The 15921-nt window shown below is 68.3% G+C and carries 16 protein-coding genes; 4 read left to right on the forward strand and 12 right to left on the reverse strand.

Annotated features, from left to right (window positions below):
- Positions 1 to 3: 3 nt before the first annotated feature.
- The 10 genes from AAHA49_RS17065 to AAHA49_RS17110 all read right to left on the reverse strand — a co-directional run bounded on the left by AAHA49_RS17065 (position 4) and on the right by AAHA49_RS17110 (position 9771).
- A complete protein-coding gene (locus AAHA49_RS17065) occupies positions 4 to 1404 on the reverse strand; it encodes an FAD-dependent oxidoreductase (protein WP_063249193.1) in 1401 nt (466 codons plus the stop codon).
- Between the two features lie 72 nt (positions 1405 to 1476).
- Positions 1477 to 1803, reverse strand: coding sequence for a ferredoxin (fdxA, locus tag AAHA49_RS17070; protein WP_063249194.1), 327 nt, complete (start codon positions 1801 to 1803; stop codon positions 1477 to 1479).
- Positions 1800 to 2591: a uroporphyrinogen-III C-methyltransferase gene (gene cobA / locus AAHA49_RS17075; RefSeq protein ID WP_119296349.1), complete on the reverse strand. Its 792-nt coding sequence runs from the start codon at positions 2589 to 2591 to the stop codon at positions 1800 to 1802. The genes fdxA and cobA overlap by 4 nt, the downstream gene beginning before the upstream one ends.
- Entirely contained in the window at positions 2588 to 3907 is a 1320-nt protein-coding gene (locus AAHA49_RS17080) for a sulfate adenylyltransferase subunit 1 (RefSeq protein WP_144588019.1), read from the reverse strand. The genes cobA and AAHA49_RS17080 overlap by 4 nt, the downstream gene beginning before the upstream one ends.
- Positions 3907 to 4815: a sulfate adenylyltransferase subunit CysD gene (gene cysD, locus AAHA49_RS17085; protein ID WP_342039091.1), complete on the reverse strand. Its 909-nt coding sequence runs from the start codon at positions 4813 to 4815 to the stop codon at positions 3907 to 3909. Before cysD ends, AAHA49_RS17080 begins: the two co-directional genes overlap by 1 nt.
- On the reverse strand, positions 4812 to 5615 hold the full coding sequence (locus tag AAHA49_RS17090; RefSeq protein WP_227007272.1) for a phosphoadenylyl-sulfate reductase: 804 nt from the start codon (positions 5613 to 5615) through the stop codon (positions 4812 to 4814). Before AAHA49_RS17090 ends, cysD begins: the two co-directional genes overlap by 4 nt.
- Entirely contained in the window at positions 5612 to 7327 is a 1716-nt protein-coding gene (locus tag AAHA49_RS17095; protein WP_342039092.1) for a nitrite/sulfite reductase, read from the reverse strand. The genes AAHA49_RS17090 and AAHA49_RS17095 overlap by 4 nt, the downstream gene beginning before the upstream one ends.
- Before the next feature lie 155 nt (positions 7328 to 7482).
- Positions 7483 to 8232, reverse strand: coding sequence for a sirohydrochlorin chelatase (locus tag AAHA49_RS17100; protein WP_063249298.1), 750 nt, complete (start codon positions 8230 to 8232; stop codon positions 7483 to 7485).
- Positions 8233 to 8383: 151 nt separating this feature from the next.
- A complete protein-coding gene (locus AAHA49_RS17105; RefSeq protein ID WP_313421076.1) occupies positions 8384 to 9604 on the reverse strand; it encodes an MFS transporter in 1221 nt (406 codons plus the stop codon).
- Between the two features lie 32 nt (positions 9605 to 9636).
- Positions 9637 to 9771 (reverse strand): hypothetical protein, encoded by a 135-nt coding sequence (locus AAHA49_RS17110; RefSeq protein WP_259801861.1) that lies wholly within the window; start codon positions 9769 to 9771, stop codon positions 9637 to 9639.
- Between the two features lie 160 nt (positions 9772 to 9931).
- On the opposite strand from AAHA49_RS17110, the gene AAHA49_RS17115 reads away from it, so the two are divergent.
- A complete protein-coding gene (locus AAHA49_RS17115) occupies positions 9932 to 10450 on the forward strand; it encodes a hypothetical protein (RefSeq protein WP_342039093.1) in 519 nt (172 codons plus the stop codon).
- Between the two features lie 27 nt (positions 10451 to 10477).
- Here AAHA49_RS17115 and AAHA49_RS17120 read toward each other — a convergent pair whose 3' ends face one another.
- Both AAHA49_RS17120 and AAHA49_RS17125 read right to left on the reverse strand, forming a co-directional pair.
- On the reverse strand, positions 10478 to 11443 hold the full coding sequence (locus AAHA49_RS17120) for a hypothetical protein (RefSeq protein WP_063249199.1): 966 nt from the start codon (positions 11441 to 11443) through the stop codon (positions 10478 to 10480).
- A gap of 62 nt (positions 11444 to 11505) precedes the next feature.
- Positions 11506 to 12309, reverse strand: coding sequence for an alpha/beta fold hydrolase (locus tag AAHA49_RS17125; protein ID WP_009379088.1), 804 nt, complete (start codon positions 12307 to 12309; stop codon positions 11506 to 11508).
- Positions 12310 to 12362: 53 nt separating this feature from the next.
- Here AAHA49_RS17125 and AAHA49_RS17130 point away from each other — a divergent pair, with 53 nt between their 5' ends.
- The 3 genes from AAHA49_RS17130 to AAHA49_RS17140 all read left to right on the forward strand — a co-directional run bounded on the left by AAHA49_RS17130 (position 12363) and on the right by AAHA49_RS17140 (position 15919).
- The gene (locus tag AAHA49_RS17130; protein WP_063249200.1) at positions 12363 to 14102 is read left to right on the forward strand and encodes a condensation domain-containing protein; all 1740 of its coding nucleotides are present in this window, start codon (positions 12363 to 12365) and stop codon (positions 14100 to 14102) included.
- Positions 14095 to 15216 (forward strand): DUF998 domain-containing protein, encoded by a 1122-nt coding sequence (locus AAHA49_RS17135; protein WP_119296353.1) that lies wholly within the window; start codon positions 14095 to 14097, stop codon positions 15214 to 15216. Before AAHA49_RS17130 ends, AAHA49_RS17135 begins: the two co-directional genes overlap by 8 nt.
- Before the next feature lie 268 nt (positions 15217 to 15484).
- Complete coding sequence (locus AAHA49_RS17140; protein ID WP_342039094.1) at positions 15485 to 15919, forward strand: YkvA family protein; 435 nt, start codon at positions 15485 to 15487, stop codon at positions 15917 to 15919.
- Positions 15920 to 15921 lie beyond the last annotated feature (2 nt).

Below are 15921 nucleotides of genomic sequence, written 5' to 3' on the forward strand. Positions count from 1 at the left end.
GGATCAGCTCACGGACTGGGCGCGCGCGGCATCGCGGGCGGCGGCGAGCATCCCCTCACGGGTGGCGATCTTCACCCTCTCACGACCCCGAACCTCACCAGCGGCCTTCTCGGCAGCCTCGACCCGGTGGTACCCCTCCCAATCCACGAAATCCACACCCTTGGACTCGAGGAGGTCGACGATCGCCGACTCCTCGGGAAACACCGGCTCCGACAGAACACCCGCACCACGATCAGCGATGAGATGCCCGATCGTCTCCAGAGCATCACCCTTCGTATGCCCGATCAGACCCACTGGACCACGCTTGATCCAGCCGGTCGCATACACACCCGCCACCACATCAGCAGACGGGGCTTCGGCCTGATCCAAGGTGTCGACGACACGCCCCTCATGGTTGGGGATGACACCCTGGCGCGGATCGAACGGCAGCTGCGGCAGTGCTGAGCCGGCATAGCCGACGGCGCGGTAGACCGCCTGTACCGGCCAGTCCACGAACTCGCCCGTGCCGCGGACGTTGCCCGTCCCGTCGAGCTCCTGACGCTCGGTGCGCAGACCTTCGACCTGCCCATCGCCGAGGATCTCTGTCGGGGCATGGAGGAAGTGCAGATGCAGCCGCCTGCTCGCACCGGTCGGTTCACGCAGCGTGAAATCGGTCAGCGTCTTCGCCACCTGCTTGACCTGATTCGATGACTCGATCGCCTCCATCGACCCCTCATCGAACTCGAAGTCCTCCGGATAGACGATGATGTCGACATCCGGCACATGCCCGAGCTCCCGCAGCTCGAGCGGGGTGAACTTCGCCTGTGCCGGACCCCTGCGGCCGAACACATGGACGTCGGTGACCTTCGAGGACTTCAGACCCTCATACACATGATCCGGGATCTCCGTGACCTGCATGTCATCGGCCTGCTTCGCCAGCACCCGGGCCACATCCAAGGCCACATTCCCATTCCCGATCACCGCCACGGACTCGGCCTCGAGCGGCCAGGACTGGGAGACATCCGGGTGCGAGTCGTACCAGTTGACGAAGTCCGCCGCCCCGAACGAGCCCTCAAGGTCGACGCCGGGAATGTTCAGAGGCGCATCCGTGATGCACCCGGTGGAGAAGATCACCGCATCATACCGGTCGGTGAGTTCGTCCAAGGTGATGTCGGTGCCGTAGTCGACGTTGGAGAACAGGCGGATGTCTCCCCGGTCGAGGACTTTGATCAGGGCGTTGATGATGCCCTTGATCCGCGGATGATCCGGAGCCACTCCGTAGCGGACCAGACCGAACGGGGTTGGGAGTCGCTCGAAGAGATCGATGCTCACCTCGAAATCACGCTCAGCCTTCGTCAACAGATCAGCCGCATAGATCCCAGCGGGACCGGCACCGACAATAGCCACACGGAAAGGACGGGTCATGGTTCTCCTCAGTCGTCGTCGGGCACATCGACTGTGTGCCCGGTCAGGGTCGGGGTCGTGAGGGAGTTGCCCTCACTCCTCGGTGTTCTGCGGCGGCAGGGCCGCGATGATGGGGTGGTCGAAGGTGCTCACGCCGAAGCCGGCGGCACCTCCCGGAGAGCCGATCGTCTCGAAGAACTCGACGTTGGCGGTGTAGTAGGACTCCCACTGCTCGGGCACGTCGTCTTCGTAGTAGATCGCCTCGACAGGGCACACGGGTTCGCATGCCCCGCAGTCGACGCATTCGTCGGGATGGATGTAGAGGCTGCGTTCGCCTTCGTAGATGCAGTCGACGGGGCATTCCTCGATGCAGGCCCGATCCTTCACGTCGACGCAGGGCTGGGCGATGATGTAGGTCATGGGGTCCTCGTCAGGGCTGGTCGGTGGTTCTGGTCGAAGGCACCGGCGGCGTAAGGGCTGAGCCGGACGACGTCGCCGACGATGACGACGGCCGGTGAGCGCACACCCCGGTGTGCGGCCTGGAAGGCGATCGTATTCAGCGTCCCGACCGTCACCCGCTGGTTCTTGCCGTAGCCGTCCTCGATGATCGCGACGGGGCAGTCGCCGCCGCGGTCGCCGCGGGCGAGCACCATCGCCGAGTGGGTGAGCGTCCCGATGCCCATGAGGACGACGACGGTGTGGTCGCGTCCCCCGCCGAGGTCGCTGAGCTGGTCGTGGCCGGTGACGACGGTGTACGTCGTAGCCAGGCTGCGGTGGGTGAGCGGGATCCCGGCCACCGCGGGCACCGAGTTCGCGCTCGTCACGCCGGGGACCACCTGGGCGACGATCCCTGCCTCCCGGAGGTGGGCGAGCTCCTCACTCCCGCGGCCGAAGACGAACGGGTCCCCGCCCTTGAGTCGCACGACCCGGCGGCCGGCGCGGGCCTGTTCGACGAGGATCTCGTTGATCCGCTGCTGCGGCACCGGGTGGTGTCCGGGGGTCTTGCCGACGTCGATGATCTCCGCGTCCAGCGGCTCTCCCCGTTCGGCGGCGAGGTCGTCGAGGACGGTGCGGGCGCCGAGGCGGTCGGCGACGATGACGTCGGCGGTCTCGAGCGCGCGCAGTCCCCGAACCGTGAGCAGGTCGAGGGTCCCGGGTCCCGCGCCGACGAGGAGGACGCTGCCGGGGGCGAAGCGGTCGATGCTCATCCTTCGTCCTCCTCGGCGGGGGTGTGGATGCCGGCGGCCACGGTCGCTCCGGTCTGCTCGTCGATGACGAGGAATCCTCCGGCACGGCCGTGGATGCGGAAGTCGGGCAGGGTGAGCGCCGCGGACAGCCGCACCTCGGCCACGCCGATGTCGTTGCCGGCGAGCACCTCGGCGGGTTCCGATGCGTTCGTGAGCAGGTTCCGGCGGGATTCGATGCCGATGATGCCCTTGACGGTCGTCGTCCCGGCCTTGACGAGCACTCGGTCGCCGGTGCGGAGGCCTGCGGCGGTGAAGGGGAAGACCTCGGCGCGCAGGGTCTTGCGCACAGGCGGCAGGCTGCCGGCGGCGGCGAGCACGCTGCCGCGGGCGGTGTCGATGTCGTCGGCCAGCCGCAGCGCCACCGAGAGCGGGGCTCCGGCGGATTCGAGCGGGCCGTCGGCGGTGTCGATGCCGGTCACTCTCGTGCGCATCCCGGCCGGGTGGACGTCGATCTCGTCGCCGACGCGGACCCGTCCCGACGTGATCTGCCCGGTCACGGCCCGGTAGTCGCGGAAGTCCTCGGGATCGAGTCCGGGGGCGAGTCCGCCCTGCGGGCGGAGCACGGACTGGACGTCGAGGCGGAAGGGCTCGAGGTCGGCTTGGTCCTCCTCGATGCTCGGCAGGGTCTCGAGGAGTTCGAGCAGGGAGGGACCCTCGTACCACGGGGTGTTCGCCGAGGCGGCAGCGACGTTGTCCCCGGCGAGCGCGGAGACGGGGATGAGGTGGGGTGCCTCGAGGCCGATCTCCTCGGTGATCACACCGACCTCACGGGCCACCTCGGCGAAGGCGGCCTCATCGTAGTCGAGGAGGTCGATCTTGTTGATCGCGACGATGACGTGGCGGATGCCGAGGCGGTGGACGACGGTGAGGTGGCGGCGGGTCTGCTCGGTCGCGCCGTTGCGGGCGTCGATGAGGACGACGACGGCGTCGGCGGTCGTCGCGCCGGTGACCATGTTCCGGGTGTACTGGACGTGTCCGGGGCAGTCGGCGAGGATGAACGAGCGGCGGTCGGTGGCGAAGTACCGATAGGCGACGTCGATCGTGATGCCCTGTTCGCGTTCGGCCCGGAGGCCGTCGGTGAGGAGGGCGAAGTCGAACTCGCCGCCGACGAAGCCGCGTTCGGCGCTCGTCGCGGTCACGGCCGCGAGCTGGTCGGCGAGGATCGCCTTCGCATCGTGGAGGAGGCGTCCGACAAGGGTCGATTTGCCGTCGTCGACGGAGCCGGCGGTGGCGAACCGCAGCAGCGTCTTCGTGGTCGTGGGGGCAACAGTCGTCATCAGAAGTATCCGTCCTTCTTCCGGTCCTCCATGGCGGCGGCGGAGATCCTGTCGTCGGCGCGGGTCGCGCCGCGTTCGGTCACGGTGGTCACCGCCACCTCGGCGACGACGGAGGCGATGTCGGCGGCAGTCGATTCGACCGCTCCGGTGCAGCTCATGTCCCCGACCGTGCGGTAGCGCACGGACCGGGTGACGACGTCCTCGCCGGGTCGCGGCTGGGAGAACTCCCCGGTCGCCCACCACATGCCGTCGCGGGAGAAGACCTCCCGGTCGTGGGCGAAGTAGAGGGGTGGGAGTTCGATGCCTTCGCGGGCGATGTAGGTCCACACGTCGAGTTCGGTGAAGTTCGAGATCGGGAACACGCGCACGTGCTCACCGCTGACGTGGCGGCCGTTGTAGAGGTTCCACAGCTCGGGGCGCTGGTTGCTCGGGTCCCACTGGCCGAATTCGTTGCGCAGGGAGATGATGCGCTCCTTCGCCCGCGCCTTGTCCTCGTCGCGGCGGGCCCCGCCGACGACGGCGTCGTACCCTCCGGCGGCGATGGCGTCGATGAGCGGCTGCGTCTGCAAGGTGTTGCGGGTGCCGTCGGCGCGTTCGCGCAGCCGCCCGTCGTCGATGTAGTCCTGGACCTTGGCCACCGTGAGGTCGAGCCCGTAGCGCTCTGCCGTGCGGTCGCGGTAGTTCAGTATCTCCGGGAAGTTGTGCCCGGTGTCGACGTGGAGGAGGCCGAAGGGGATCTTCGCCGGCCAGAACGCCTTGGCCGCGAGGTGGAGGACGGTCACGGAGTCCTTGCCGCCGGAGAAGAGGAGGACCGGCTTCTCGAATTCGGCGGCGACCTCGCGGATGATGTGGATGGCCTCGGATTCGAGGACGTCGAGGGTCGTCGGTGTGGTGGTGTCGATGCTCATACGTGCAGCCCGCATTCTGTCTTGGAGAAACCTGCCCAGCGCCCGGACCGCGGATCCTCTCCGGGGGCGACCCTGCGTGTGCAGGGCTGGCACCCGATCGACGGGTAGCCCTGGTTGAGGAGGGGGTTGACCGGGACCCCGAAGGCACCGGCGTAGTCGAGGAGGTCGTCGAAGGACCACGCGGCCACCGGGTTGACCTTGATGAGGCCGTTCTTCTCGTCGAAGGTCACCAACGGGGTGTTCGCCCGTGTCGGCGCCTCGTCGCGGCGGACCCCGGTGAACCAGAGTTCGTAGCCAGACAGCGACTTCTTCAGGGGCGCGACCTTCCGGCGGGCGCAGCAGAGGCCCGGGTCGCGGGCGAAGAGCTCGGCACCGAATTCGGCGTCCTGCTCGGCCACGGTCTGCTCGGGGAGGACGTCGACGATGCGCACGTCCATCGTCCGGGCGACCTCGTTGCGGGTCTCGTACGTCTCCGGGAAGTGGTAGCCGGTGTCGAGGAAGAGCACGTCGACGCCGGGCAGGTACTGCGCGACGTAGTGCGGCAGCGCCGCATCGGCCATCGAGCAGGCCACGGCGGCGGCGCGGACGTCGACGTGCTTCGAGACCCAGCGGATGACGTCGGCCGGACTCGCCTCGGGCACCCCGTTCTCGGGGTCACCGGCGAGCTCGCGGGCACCCGCCTCGGCGAGGGCGCGCAGCTCCTCGAGGGAGCGCTTGGCAGGCGGCGTCACCGCGGCCTCGGCGGTCGTGGTCGGCTGAGTGCCGGCGGTCTGGGTGTCAGTGGACTGGGTCTTCGTCATACGAGCTCCTCATCGTCAACTCGGTGTGCCCACTCGGAGAACGTCTCGGTCTCGGACCGACCGGCGAGGAAGCGGCGCACGAGGGTCTCGACGTAGTCGCTGAGATCGTCCGCGGTGACCTTGAGGCCGCGCACGGTGCGGCCGAGGCCGGCCTCATCGCGGTCACTCGAGGCCAGTCCCCCGCCGACGTGGACCTGGAACCCGGGCTTCTGCTCCCCGTCGTCGGTGGTCACCAGCTGGCCCTTGAGTCCGATGTCGGCAGTCTGGATGCGCGCGCACGAGTTCGGGCAGCCGTTGAGGTGGAGGCTGATCGGGTGCGGCAGGTCGATCTCGGCCAGGCGCGCTTCGAGGGTCGCGATGGTGTCCGCGGCGGTCTGCTTCGTCTCAACGATCGCGAGTTTGCAGAATTCGATGCCCGTGCACGCGATCGTCGAGCGGCGGAAGAGGTCCTTGCGGCTCGAGAGACCGACCGCGTCGAGGTCGGCGACGACGGCATCGATGTCGTCCTCGGGGATGTCGAGGAAGAGGATCTTCTGGTGCGGGGTCGTCCGCAGCCGGGTCGAGCCGTACTTCTCGGCGATGTCGACCATCTGTCCGAGCAGGGTTCCCGAAGCGCGGCCGGCGATGAGGCTGACCCCGATGTAGTACTTCCCATCGGCCTGGCGATGGACGCCGACATGGTCCCCTTCGGTCAGCGGCTTCGCGGGGGCCGGGCCGTCGGCGAGGCGGTAGCCGAGGTACTCGGTCTCGAGGATCTCGCGGAACTTCTCCAGACCCCATTCGGCCATGAGGAACTTCAGGCGGGCCTTGTTGCGCAGGCGGCGGTAGCCGTAGTCGCGGAAGATCTCTGTCACGCCCAGCCAGGTCTCGACGACTTGGTCGGGGGCGACCCAGGCGCCGAGGCGTTCGGCGAAGCGGGGAACGGTCGACAGTGCCCCGCCGACCCAGAGGTCGTAGCCGATGCCGTGCTCAGGATGCTCGACGGCGACGAACGAGCAGTCGTTGATCTCGTGGACGACGTCCTGGCTGGGGTGCCCGGTGATCGCGGTCTTGTACTTCCGCGGCAGATTCGCCAGGCTCTCATCCCCGATGTAGCGCCGGGAGATCTCCTCGATCGCCGGGGTCGGGTCGATGAGCTCATCGGCGGCGATGCCGGCCACGGGTGAGCCGAGGATGACGCGGGGGACGTCGCCGCAGGCCTCGGTGGTCTGGAGGCCGACGGCTTCGAGTCGTCGCCAGATCTCCGGGACGTCCTCGATCGCGATCCAGTGGAGCTGGATGTTCTGCCGGTCGGTGAGGTCGGCGGTGCCGCGGGCGAACTCGTTGGAGATGTCGGCGATCGTGCGCAGCTGCTCGGTCGTGAGCCTGCCGCCGTCGATGCGCACGCGGAGCATGAAGTACTCGTCCTCGAGCTCGTGCGGCTCGAGGGTGGCGGTCCGCCCGCCGTCGATGCCCGGCTTGCGCTGGGTGTAGAGACCCCACCAGCGGAAGCGGCCGTGGAGGTCATCGGGGTCGATCGACGCGAAGCCGGACTTCGCGTAGACCTCTTCGATCCGTGCACGGACGTTGAGGCCGTTGTCCTCGGCTTTGAACACCTCGTTGCCGTTGAGCGGTTCGCGGCCGTCGATCTTCCACTGCCCGTTGGACTTCTTCGGTCGCGTCGCGGCCCTGTCTGCGCGGCCTGCGGCGCGCTGCTCCACGTCTGTGGACATTGCCATCTCCCCATGCTGGTGCGATTGCTAGGTCAGCCACGCTACACACCGACAGGATTGCTCAACAAATTAGGCTCGCATAAGCTCGTCATTGTTCGACATATGACGCTGTGCGACGCCGCATGACGGATCGCAGGGACGGGGTTGACGTCGGTTCAGAGGACTGCGACCATACGGTCGCGCACGATGTCGACGAGCTGTCTTGGGGCTGGTGACGACGGGTGGAGGAGCGGTGCGGAGAGGCGACCGCCGACTGTTGCGAGCAGTCGGGCCGCGAGGTCGTCGAAGTAGCCGGGTGCGAGGAGGTAGTTGGCGGCGACGAGCCGACGACCGAGATGACTCTTCTGCTCAACAATGTCGCGGAGGTTGTCGTGGTCTCCGGCGAGGAAGGTCGTGTGCACAGGACGCGCGAGAGTCTCGGCGAGGAGGTCTCCGACGGCGCGGGACGCGTCGTTGGCGCGTTCGTCGCTCGATCCGGCCGCGACGAGAATGACCTCGTCGCCGTCGTCGAGGGCCGGCAGCTTCGCCGCGAGGAGTTCGGCGAGGCGAGGGTCCGGACCGAGGGTCCCGGCGACGCGGATGTCGCGGACAGGCCGGCCGGGAACCGAGCCCATTCCGTCCGGGGCGGGACCGCCGGCGCCTGCGACCGCCTCGGCGAGGTCGACGTGGACATGGTAGCCCGGTGAGAGGAGGAGGGGGACGAGGACGGTGGTGCGATCCGCGGGCAGGGTCGCGAGCACCTCGGCGACGTCGGGGGCCTGGACGTCGACGTGGCCGAGGGCGAGGATGTCGGTGATCCCGCGCTCGCGCAGGTCGGCGGCGACCGCCTCGGCGAGGGCCAAGATGACGGCCTGACCGTCGGGAGAAGACGTGCCGTGGGAGATGAGACCGAGGACAGGCTGCATCGCCTCATCGTGCCAAGACCGCGCCAGCGGGGTCAACGCGACGACGAGACTCGGCCTGAGCATCGGCCCGACGACGGTGATTCGCCATCCTCAGGCTCGGCAGTCGTGTGGGCTCAGCGGCCCCCCCGTGGGTACCGTCCCGAACAGTCCGTCACCTGGTGGAGGATCGCGACATCATGGCCCAGACGAACAGGGCAGTGCCGATCCCCGCCGCGACGAGGAGAGCTGCCAGTGGATCCTGGGCCGCTCGGAGGGCATAGCCCAACCACGCACCGCAGATCCCGCCGATCGCGGACATCGAGAACGACCACCCGACGACCTCCCGGAACTCCGTGGAACTCAACCGAAGCTGCCTGAGAGTCGATACGGCGAAGAGCACACCTTGCGAGCTCGCAGTGATGACAAGCAGACAAAGAAAGATCACGAGCGATCCGACCGCGTCGTCCCAGGTCAGCCTAACGACCACGGCGGCTGTGCAGCCGAAGGAGAAGAGACCGAGCAGCCACCGCAGCAGACGGTCGGCAGTCTCGCCGTTGCGTTCGAGGATTCGACCGATGACATACGGGGAGACGATGGCAGAAGCGCCCATAGCGAACAGAAGGACGCTGAGCCGCGTGACGACTCCATTCCCGTCAGCTTCACCCGCTACCCAAAGGACGACGTACGTTCCGAGAACGGACGTACTCAGCATGAACACGAAAGAGAAGACCGGGGACAGGAATCCGTTGCGGACGATCGCACCCGGCCCGGAGGGGAAGAAGAAGCGCCTGATCCCCACGACGAACCCGTCGGCATCGGCCTCCGGCGAGGGTGACGCATGCTCGGGCGCATAGAGCCGACCCGAGCGAATGCGCAGGACTATCGCGACGAGGGAGAGCGCGACGTTGAGGGCGAGCACCGTCGCGATACCCGAAACGCTGGTCAAAGCACCGACGGGGCGACCGATGAGCAGCCCACCGACACCGGTGCCCACTGCGATGAGCATGTTCGCCCGGACAACAGCTCCCCCATCGATCTGAGCAACGTCATTGAGATAGAACTCTTCAGCGAGATCGACGACGAGAGGAAGGAACGAGGCTACCAACAGGTAGACGACGAGCACCGGCGCCACCCAGCCGGACGGCCCGAGAAGGATCATGGCGATGGCCACACTCGTGAGGACGACATCGGTTGCTTCACAGACAACGAGGACGTGACCCGGATTGTGCCGCTCGACGAACCGGGACACCGCCGCAGCGAACGCATCCTGAACGTCGGTGACCGTGCGGTAGATGGGTATCCACGCGAGGGGGAAAACGCCCAGCACGATGAGCCCGTTGACGGCCCCCTCGACCAGCTGTGAGCCGAGGAAGGACGCGAGCAGCCCGACCACCATCAGCCGCTGCGCTCGTCGCAGCAGTCTGTTCATTCTGTCGGGCCCGACATCAGGGTCTCGGCGAGGCGGTCCCCGGCGGCGACAGCCTCGGCGAGGGCCAAGATGACGGCCTGACCGTCGGGAGAAGACGTGCCGTGGGAGATGAGACCGAGGACAGGCTGCATCGCCTCATCGTGCCAAGACCGCGCCAGCGGGGTCAACGCGACGTCATCGTTCCTGTGCCAGGACGGCAACAGCCGTCGCGGATCGCGCACACGATTCCGTCCTCCGTGGGGTGCGGAGCGGGAGATGATGGTGATCACCGACGAGCAGAGGAGACGGACGATGAGAGTGATGCGCAGCGCAGGGCGACGAGCGGCAGCGGTGGCAGCGATGACGCTGGCGCTGGCGGGATGCGGGATGGGCGGGGACTCCTCCGACGCACAGCAGCCGCCCGAGGTTTCGACTCTCGGGGCGGAGACCCCGACGCCGAGTCCCACGCCGACCGAGGAGTCTGCCTCGCCGGGCGCCTCGGAGGACCCGTTCGCCGATGCCGCCCGCACCACCTCGTGGGCAAGCGATGAGGCGATGAAGATCGACAAGGACGGCAACGGGACGATTCCCGCCGCCTCCCTCGAAGCCGACCTCGTCGACCTCGTCGCGAACAAGTTCGATATGTCGGTCAAGGAAGCGAAGTGCGAGCAGGACATGACGGTGACGGACTGGTCCGGGTTCGAATCGTGCAATGTCGTCGATGAGGAGATGACCTATTTCGGAACCATCGAACTCATCGACCACAAGGACAACATGGTCGAGTACGAGGTGATGTTCCCCGGCATCGACAAGGACGACGTCGATTTCTGAGGCGGCCCCTGTCGGCCCTGCCGATCCCTACGCGGACCCGGTCGGCGTTCGCTCCGCATCCCACCAGTCGAGGACTCGCAGCGCCTGCGCCGTCACCCATTTCGACGGCTCTCCCGTCGGGGCATCGACGTGGACCCACACGTCTCCGGCTAGGCGGTGCCCCTGCAGCCACGTTCCATCGTCCTGTCGCTGCGCGCGGATGCGCTCGATCGCCTCGGCCAGGCGCGGGTCGGGAGCGGTGCCGTCGGAGAGGCCGGCATCGCGGAAGTAGTCGGCCGCGGCGAGGATGCTGTAGTAGGCCCGTCGCGGATATGCCAGGCTGAACGCGTTCATCGAGTACGGCTCGCCGTTCGATGCTCGCTTGAAGAGGCTCCTGACCAATAGGTACTCCTCCCCCGCCGCGCGTGCGTCGGCGACTCGGGCGGAATCCCCCGTGCGCTGCTGGTAGTCGAGGAGGCCGACGAGGGCGTTGAGCGTCGAGTGGAAGGACGACCGGATCGAACCGTTGACCCATTCGCAGTTCCACCCGCCGTCGGTCAGCTGGTGATCGAGGAACCAGTCGACGATGCCGTCGACGTCGGCACCGAGCCAGAGGCCGTTCGACAGCGTCCACGAGTTGATGCAGACGTCGACCTCACCGCCCCAGTACGGCATCTCCTCGTACTCCCAGCGCACAGGCTCGAGCTTCTCCGCGGTCCCGGCGAGCACCGCGGCATCGACACCCCATTCGCGGAGGTCCTTGAGCACCCATGTCGTCGCCGTCCACGGCTGCGGGCCCTCACCGCGGAAACCAGCGGGGAAGAAGGGGCCGCCTGCCCATTGGCCGTCGGCGTCCTGATGGGAGAGGAGTTCGGCACCGAACCCCTCGCTGGGCACCCGCGCCCTCGTCGCCTGCCATGTCTGCTCATCGGCGCCGAGGAGGTCGCGCTCGACCTGCCATCGCAGTGCCGGATCGGAGTCGAGGAGCCAGTCGGTCACGTTCGCAGCGATCATCGTCGATCCTCCGCCGAGGCGCCTGCGCGCCGGAACCCGGACCTCGGGTCCTGGGTCCGAGTCTAGGCGGGTGAGGAACCAGCGGGCCAGACCCCGTGGCGCGCGACCTCCTCGGCGAGGATCTGCGGCCAGGAGACGAGGTCGGTCGGGGTCTGGGCGACGGTGAGCCGGGACTCGGGCAGCAGCGCATGCAGGCCCTGTGCGGTCGCCAGCGGATGGGAGGGGTCGTCGACCCACGCGAGGATCCGCGTTGGAATCGCGTGCCCCTCGAGTCGTGCGGGATCGGGCAGGTCGCTGCCGGCGGCACCGCGCAGGACCGCGGGAAGGAGCGGCAGCGGCACCTCAGGTCGGGTGCTCGGCGCGTCGGCGAGCGTCGGCGGCTGCGGAGTGAGGGCACTGGCGGCGAGGTACTCATCGAAGCCGCCGCCCTCGATGAGATCCGCGGCCTGCCGATAGACCTCGGCCTTGGCCGGACGCGTCTCCCATGCAGTCGGGGGCACGACGAGGGTGAGTCCCGAGAAGCGGTCGGGGTCGAGGAGGAGAGCGTGGAGGAGGGTGGCAGCGCCCATCGAGGGTCCGACGCCGTGGACCCGCTCCCCGGGGAAGTGGATGTCGAGGAGGGCGAGAAGGTCTTCGGCCAGGCTCGGCCACCGGTAGTCCTCGGCGACCGGCCGGCCCGTCGAGAGTCCGTGTCCGCGGGCGTCGTAGCGCAGCAGCCGGGTTCCGCTCAGCCCCACCCCGAGATCGAGCTGAAGCACCCTGTCGCGCGCCCGGGATGAGGTGAGTCCGTGGAGCTGGACGACGGGGGCGCCGCCTTCATCGGAGAGCTCCGCGGCGATGTCAGCACCATCGAGACGATGAATCACGTGCCCTCCCGGCTGTCGGCCCACTGCGGTGCCTCTCACGTTAGAGTAGCGGCATGCGTCTGACCAACGTGTCTCACCTGCGGCTGCCCTTCGGCCGTCTCTACGGCTACGACGTCGAGGCGGGCCCCCCCGAACGCCGGCTGCCGATCTCGTTCGACCAGCGCCGCCACGTCTCAGCGGGGTCGAGACCCGGCTCGTGGATGGCGCTGTCCCTGCAGCTGCCCGGCGACGTCGACCGCGACGACCTCGCGTCCGCGTGGTGGGCGGTGATGGAACGCCACGGCACGCTGCGGTCGGCCTTCTCCACCGACGAATCCGGTGAGCTCGCCCTCGGCGAGATCGCGCTCCTCTCCGGTCGCTGGCGCGAGCACCCCATCGCCCAGGGCCAGGCCGTCAACGACGCCCTGCGCGAGGTCCTCGATGAGGCGTGCACCCCCTTCGCCCGCCCGTCCCATCGTCTCTGCGTCCTCGAGACCGCTGCCGGATCGACGGTGATCATCGGCGCCGACCACGCCCACGTCGACATGTGGTCGATGCTCGTCATCGCCCGCGACCTCCTCTCGGCGCTGGCCGCGATCTCCTCCGGTGTCGCCCCGGCCCTCGACGCCGCCCCCGAGTTCGCCGAGCACACGGCTGCCCTGTCCGAGCCCGGTCCCCCGCCGCCCGAGGTGAGCAGGCGGTGGCGGGAGATCCTCGAAGCCGGTGATGGGTTCATGCCGCGCTTCCCCCTCCCCCTCGGTGAGGCCGCCGCCCACCTCGAACGCGTCGAGGTCCGCGATGTCTTCGACGTCCACTCCTCGGCCGCGTTCTCCGCGCAGGCGCGAGCCGACGGCGTCTCGACGCTCACCCTGGCGCTCTCGGCGATGGCGGAGGTCACCCGCACGGTCAGCGGTGCCCCGCTGCGCGCGGTCTTCCCCGTCCACAGCCGCTTCGAGGAGAAGTGGAACGACGCCGTCGGCTGGTTCATCACGAACTCCGTCCTCGAAGTCACCGATCCCGCCCCGCAGGCGACTTCCCGGTCGGTGCGCGAGGCCATCGAACTCGGTTCGCATCCCCTCGCCGAGGTGCTCGCCCCGTGGGGCGGCATGCCCGAGGCCCCGGGGATGTTCGCGATCTCGTGGCTCGACCTGCGCAGGCTTCCGGTGCGGATCGACTCGACGGGGCTCGATGCCCAGTACGTCGGGGCGACGATCCGCACTGACGGGGTGATGCTGTGGTTCATCCTCGACGAGAACGGTCTGCACCTGCGCTGCCGGTATCCCGACACCGAGGAGGCACGGGCGAACGTCGGCGGGTGGCTCGACGCCCTCGTCGCACGGATGCAGGACATCGCCGCCCACTCGGTCGGCGATGTCCTCGACGTCGACGGTGAGCAGTTCCGGGTCTCGCGAGCGAAGCGCGCCGATGTCCCCGCGATCCTCGACCTCCTCGGCGAGGAGATGCCGAGCACGGAGGTGCGCGACCGCCTCCACGCGGCGATCACCCGGGACCGCTCGCACTACCTCGCCGTCGTCCGGGACGCATCCGGTGCGGTGGTCGGGACGATGGAGCTCACCTTCGTTCCCGGGTTCTCCCAGGGCGGGACGCTGCGCCTCGAGGTCGCCGGCTTCCGCGCGATCACCTCCGACATCGGAGCGGCGATGCTCCGGTGGGTCCACGAGCAGGGGATCAACCGCGGCGCGGACCTCACCCAGATGACGACCGAGGTCGACCGCGAACTCGTCACCGACCTCGGCTACACCCCGGAACAGGGTCGTTTCGTCCTTCGTCTGAGTGACGACTCCGATGGCTGAGTCCGCACCCCGCCGAGGCGGTCCCCGGCTTCTCACCACGGGTCGCGGCCGGGGTGAGGCACCGCTGACGCTGAGGTCACCGCAGACCCGCCTCGAATCGCTGGCCACTCGCTTCGCAGTCGTCGCCTTCGTCCTCACCGCGATCGTCGTCGTCCTCGTCATGGCCGGACAACGGCTGCCGCTCGGCGGGGCCGACTCGCTCGGAGCCCTCGCGGCGTGGCCCGCCTCCGTCGCGTCCGGGCTCGGGTTCGCCCTCTCGTATCTGCGCAGCAGCAGACGGCCCGATCTCGCATGGCGGCGGAGGCTGCCATGGGTCAAGCGCATCATCGACCTCATCGCCCTGATCTCAGCGGTGGCGATGGTGGCGAGCATCATCGTCCACGCCGTCTTCCAGATCTTCCAGCTCGGTTTCCGCGGGCTCACGGTCGATCCGCTCGGCGGCGCCGCACTCGCCGGGGCGGCCGCGGCGGCGTGCGCCTATTTCGCGGTGATCATCGCCGACGGGGTGACGAGTGTCGTCGTCGTGGGCCTCGTCGTCGCCGATCTGTTCCTCGGCACACTGGCGAGTATGATCCAGTCCCCGGAGGCCACGTGGTGGCAGTTCCACTTTTCCCGTCTGGGCAACGACACGGGAATCAACGGGTACCAGTTCAACATCTCGCTGCAGATCGCCGGCCTCCTGCTCACCACGCTCGCCAACCACATCGGGCACGACATCGCCCTGGGGCTGCGCCACCGCGGCATCCGCGACCCTCGCCGCATCACGATCCTCACCTGGGAATTCGCTGCCATCGGCATCTGCATGATCGTCGTCGGCTCGGTCCCCGACGCGGTGAACTTCCCCGTCCACGTCAGCGCCGGGGCGGGCATGGTCGTCTCCTTCCTCGCCTTCTTCCTCACGCTGCTCCGACTCGCGCCCGGTCTGCCGAAGGACTTCACCGCCACCTCGTTCGTGGTCGTCGCCGCCGTCGCCGCAGCCATCCTCCTCTGGGTGCCCCTGGGCTACTACAACCTCACCGGGATGGAGACCATGGCAGCCGGCGTGCTCTTCGCGTGGCTCTTCCTCCTCGCCCGCACGACCCAGGCGTATGCGGAGGAGCCGGCCACCGGCTGACCGCCACCGGCACGACCCACCGCGCCCACCGGCACACCCCACCCACGGCCACACCCGACCCCCGATGCGCGCCACCCACGGCTTCGATTCACTTTCCGCCGGATGCATCGGGTCGCGACCCGACCGATCCGGCGGAAACCGACTCGTCTGGTCCCGATCGCTCGGATCGCGAACCGACGACTCCCCTCGAAACGGACTCATCTCACCCGGATGCGCTCTCCGGTCTACAATCTCCCTCGGATCCTGTCCTTGAGAACTGGAGTGCTCCATGCCCGACTGGCTCGTCATCGTCCTCTCGATCGTCGCCGGTCTGCTCCTCCTCTGGGTCGCCCTCATCGCCGTCCTCTGGGTCCAGTCGCGCCGCATGGGTCGGTCGGTCGACTGGAAGGAGATCGTCCGCCTCGTCCCCGACGTGCTGCGCCTGGTCAAACGCTTGGCGACGGACCCGCGGACACCTCGGGGAACACGCTGGATGCTCGGCGGCCTGCTCGTCTACCTCGCGCTGCCGATCGATCTCGTCCCGGACTTCATCCCCGTCCTCGGCTACGCCGACGATGCCGTCGCGATCGCCCTCGTCCTCCGGTGGGCGATCGGCCATGCCGGTCTCGAAAGCGTCGAGCGGCGGGCTATAGGACAGAAAGTGTGTCTCGGATCAGGCTCGTGCCCAGCAATCCCAACGGCAATACCCGGTTTGCTTAGCTGATC

It is taken from the genome of Brevibacterium ammoniilyticum (genome assembly GCF_038429965.1).
GTDB classification, from domain to species: domain Bacteria; phylum Actinomycetota; class Actinomycetes; order Actinomycetales; family Brevibacteriaceae; genus Brevibacterium; species Brevibacterium ammoniilyticum.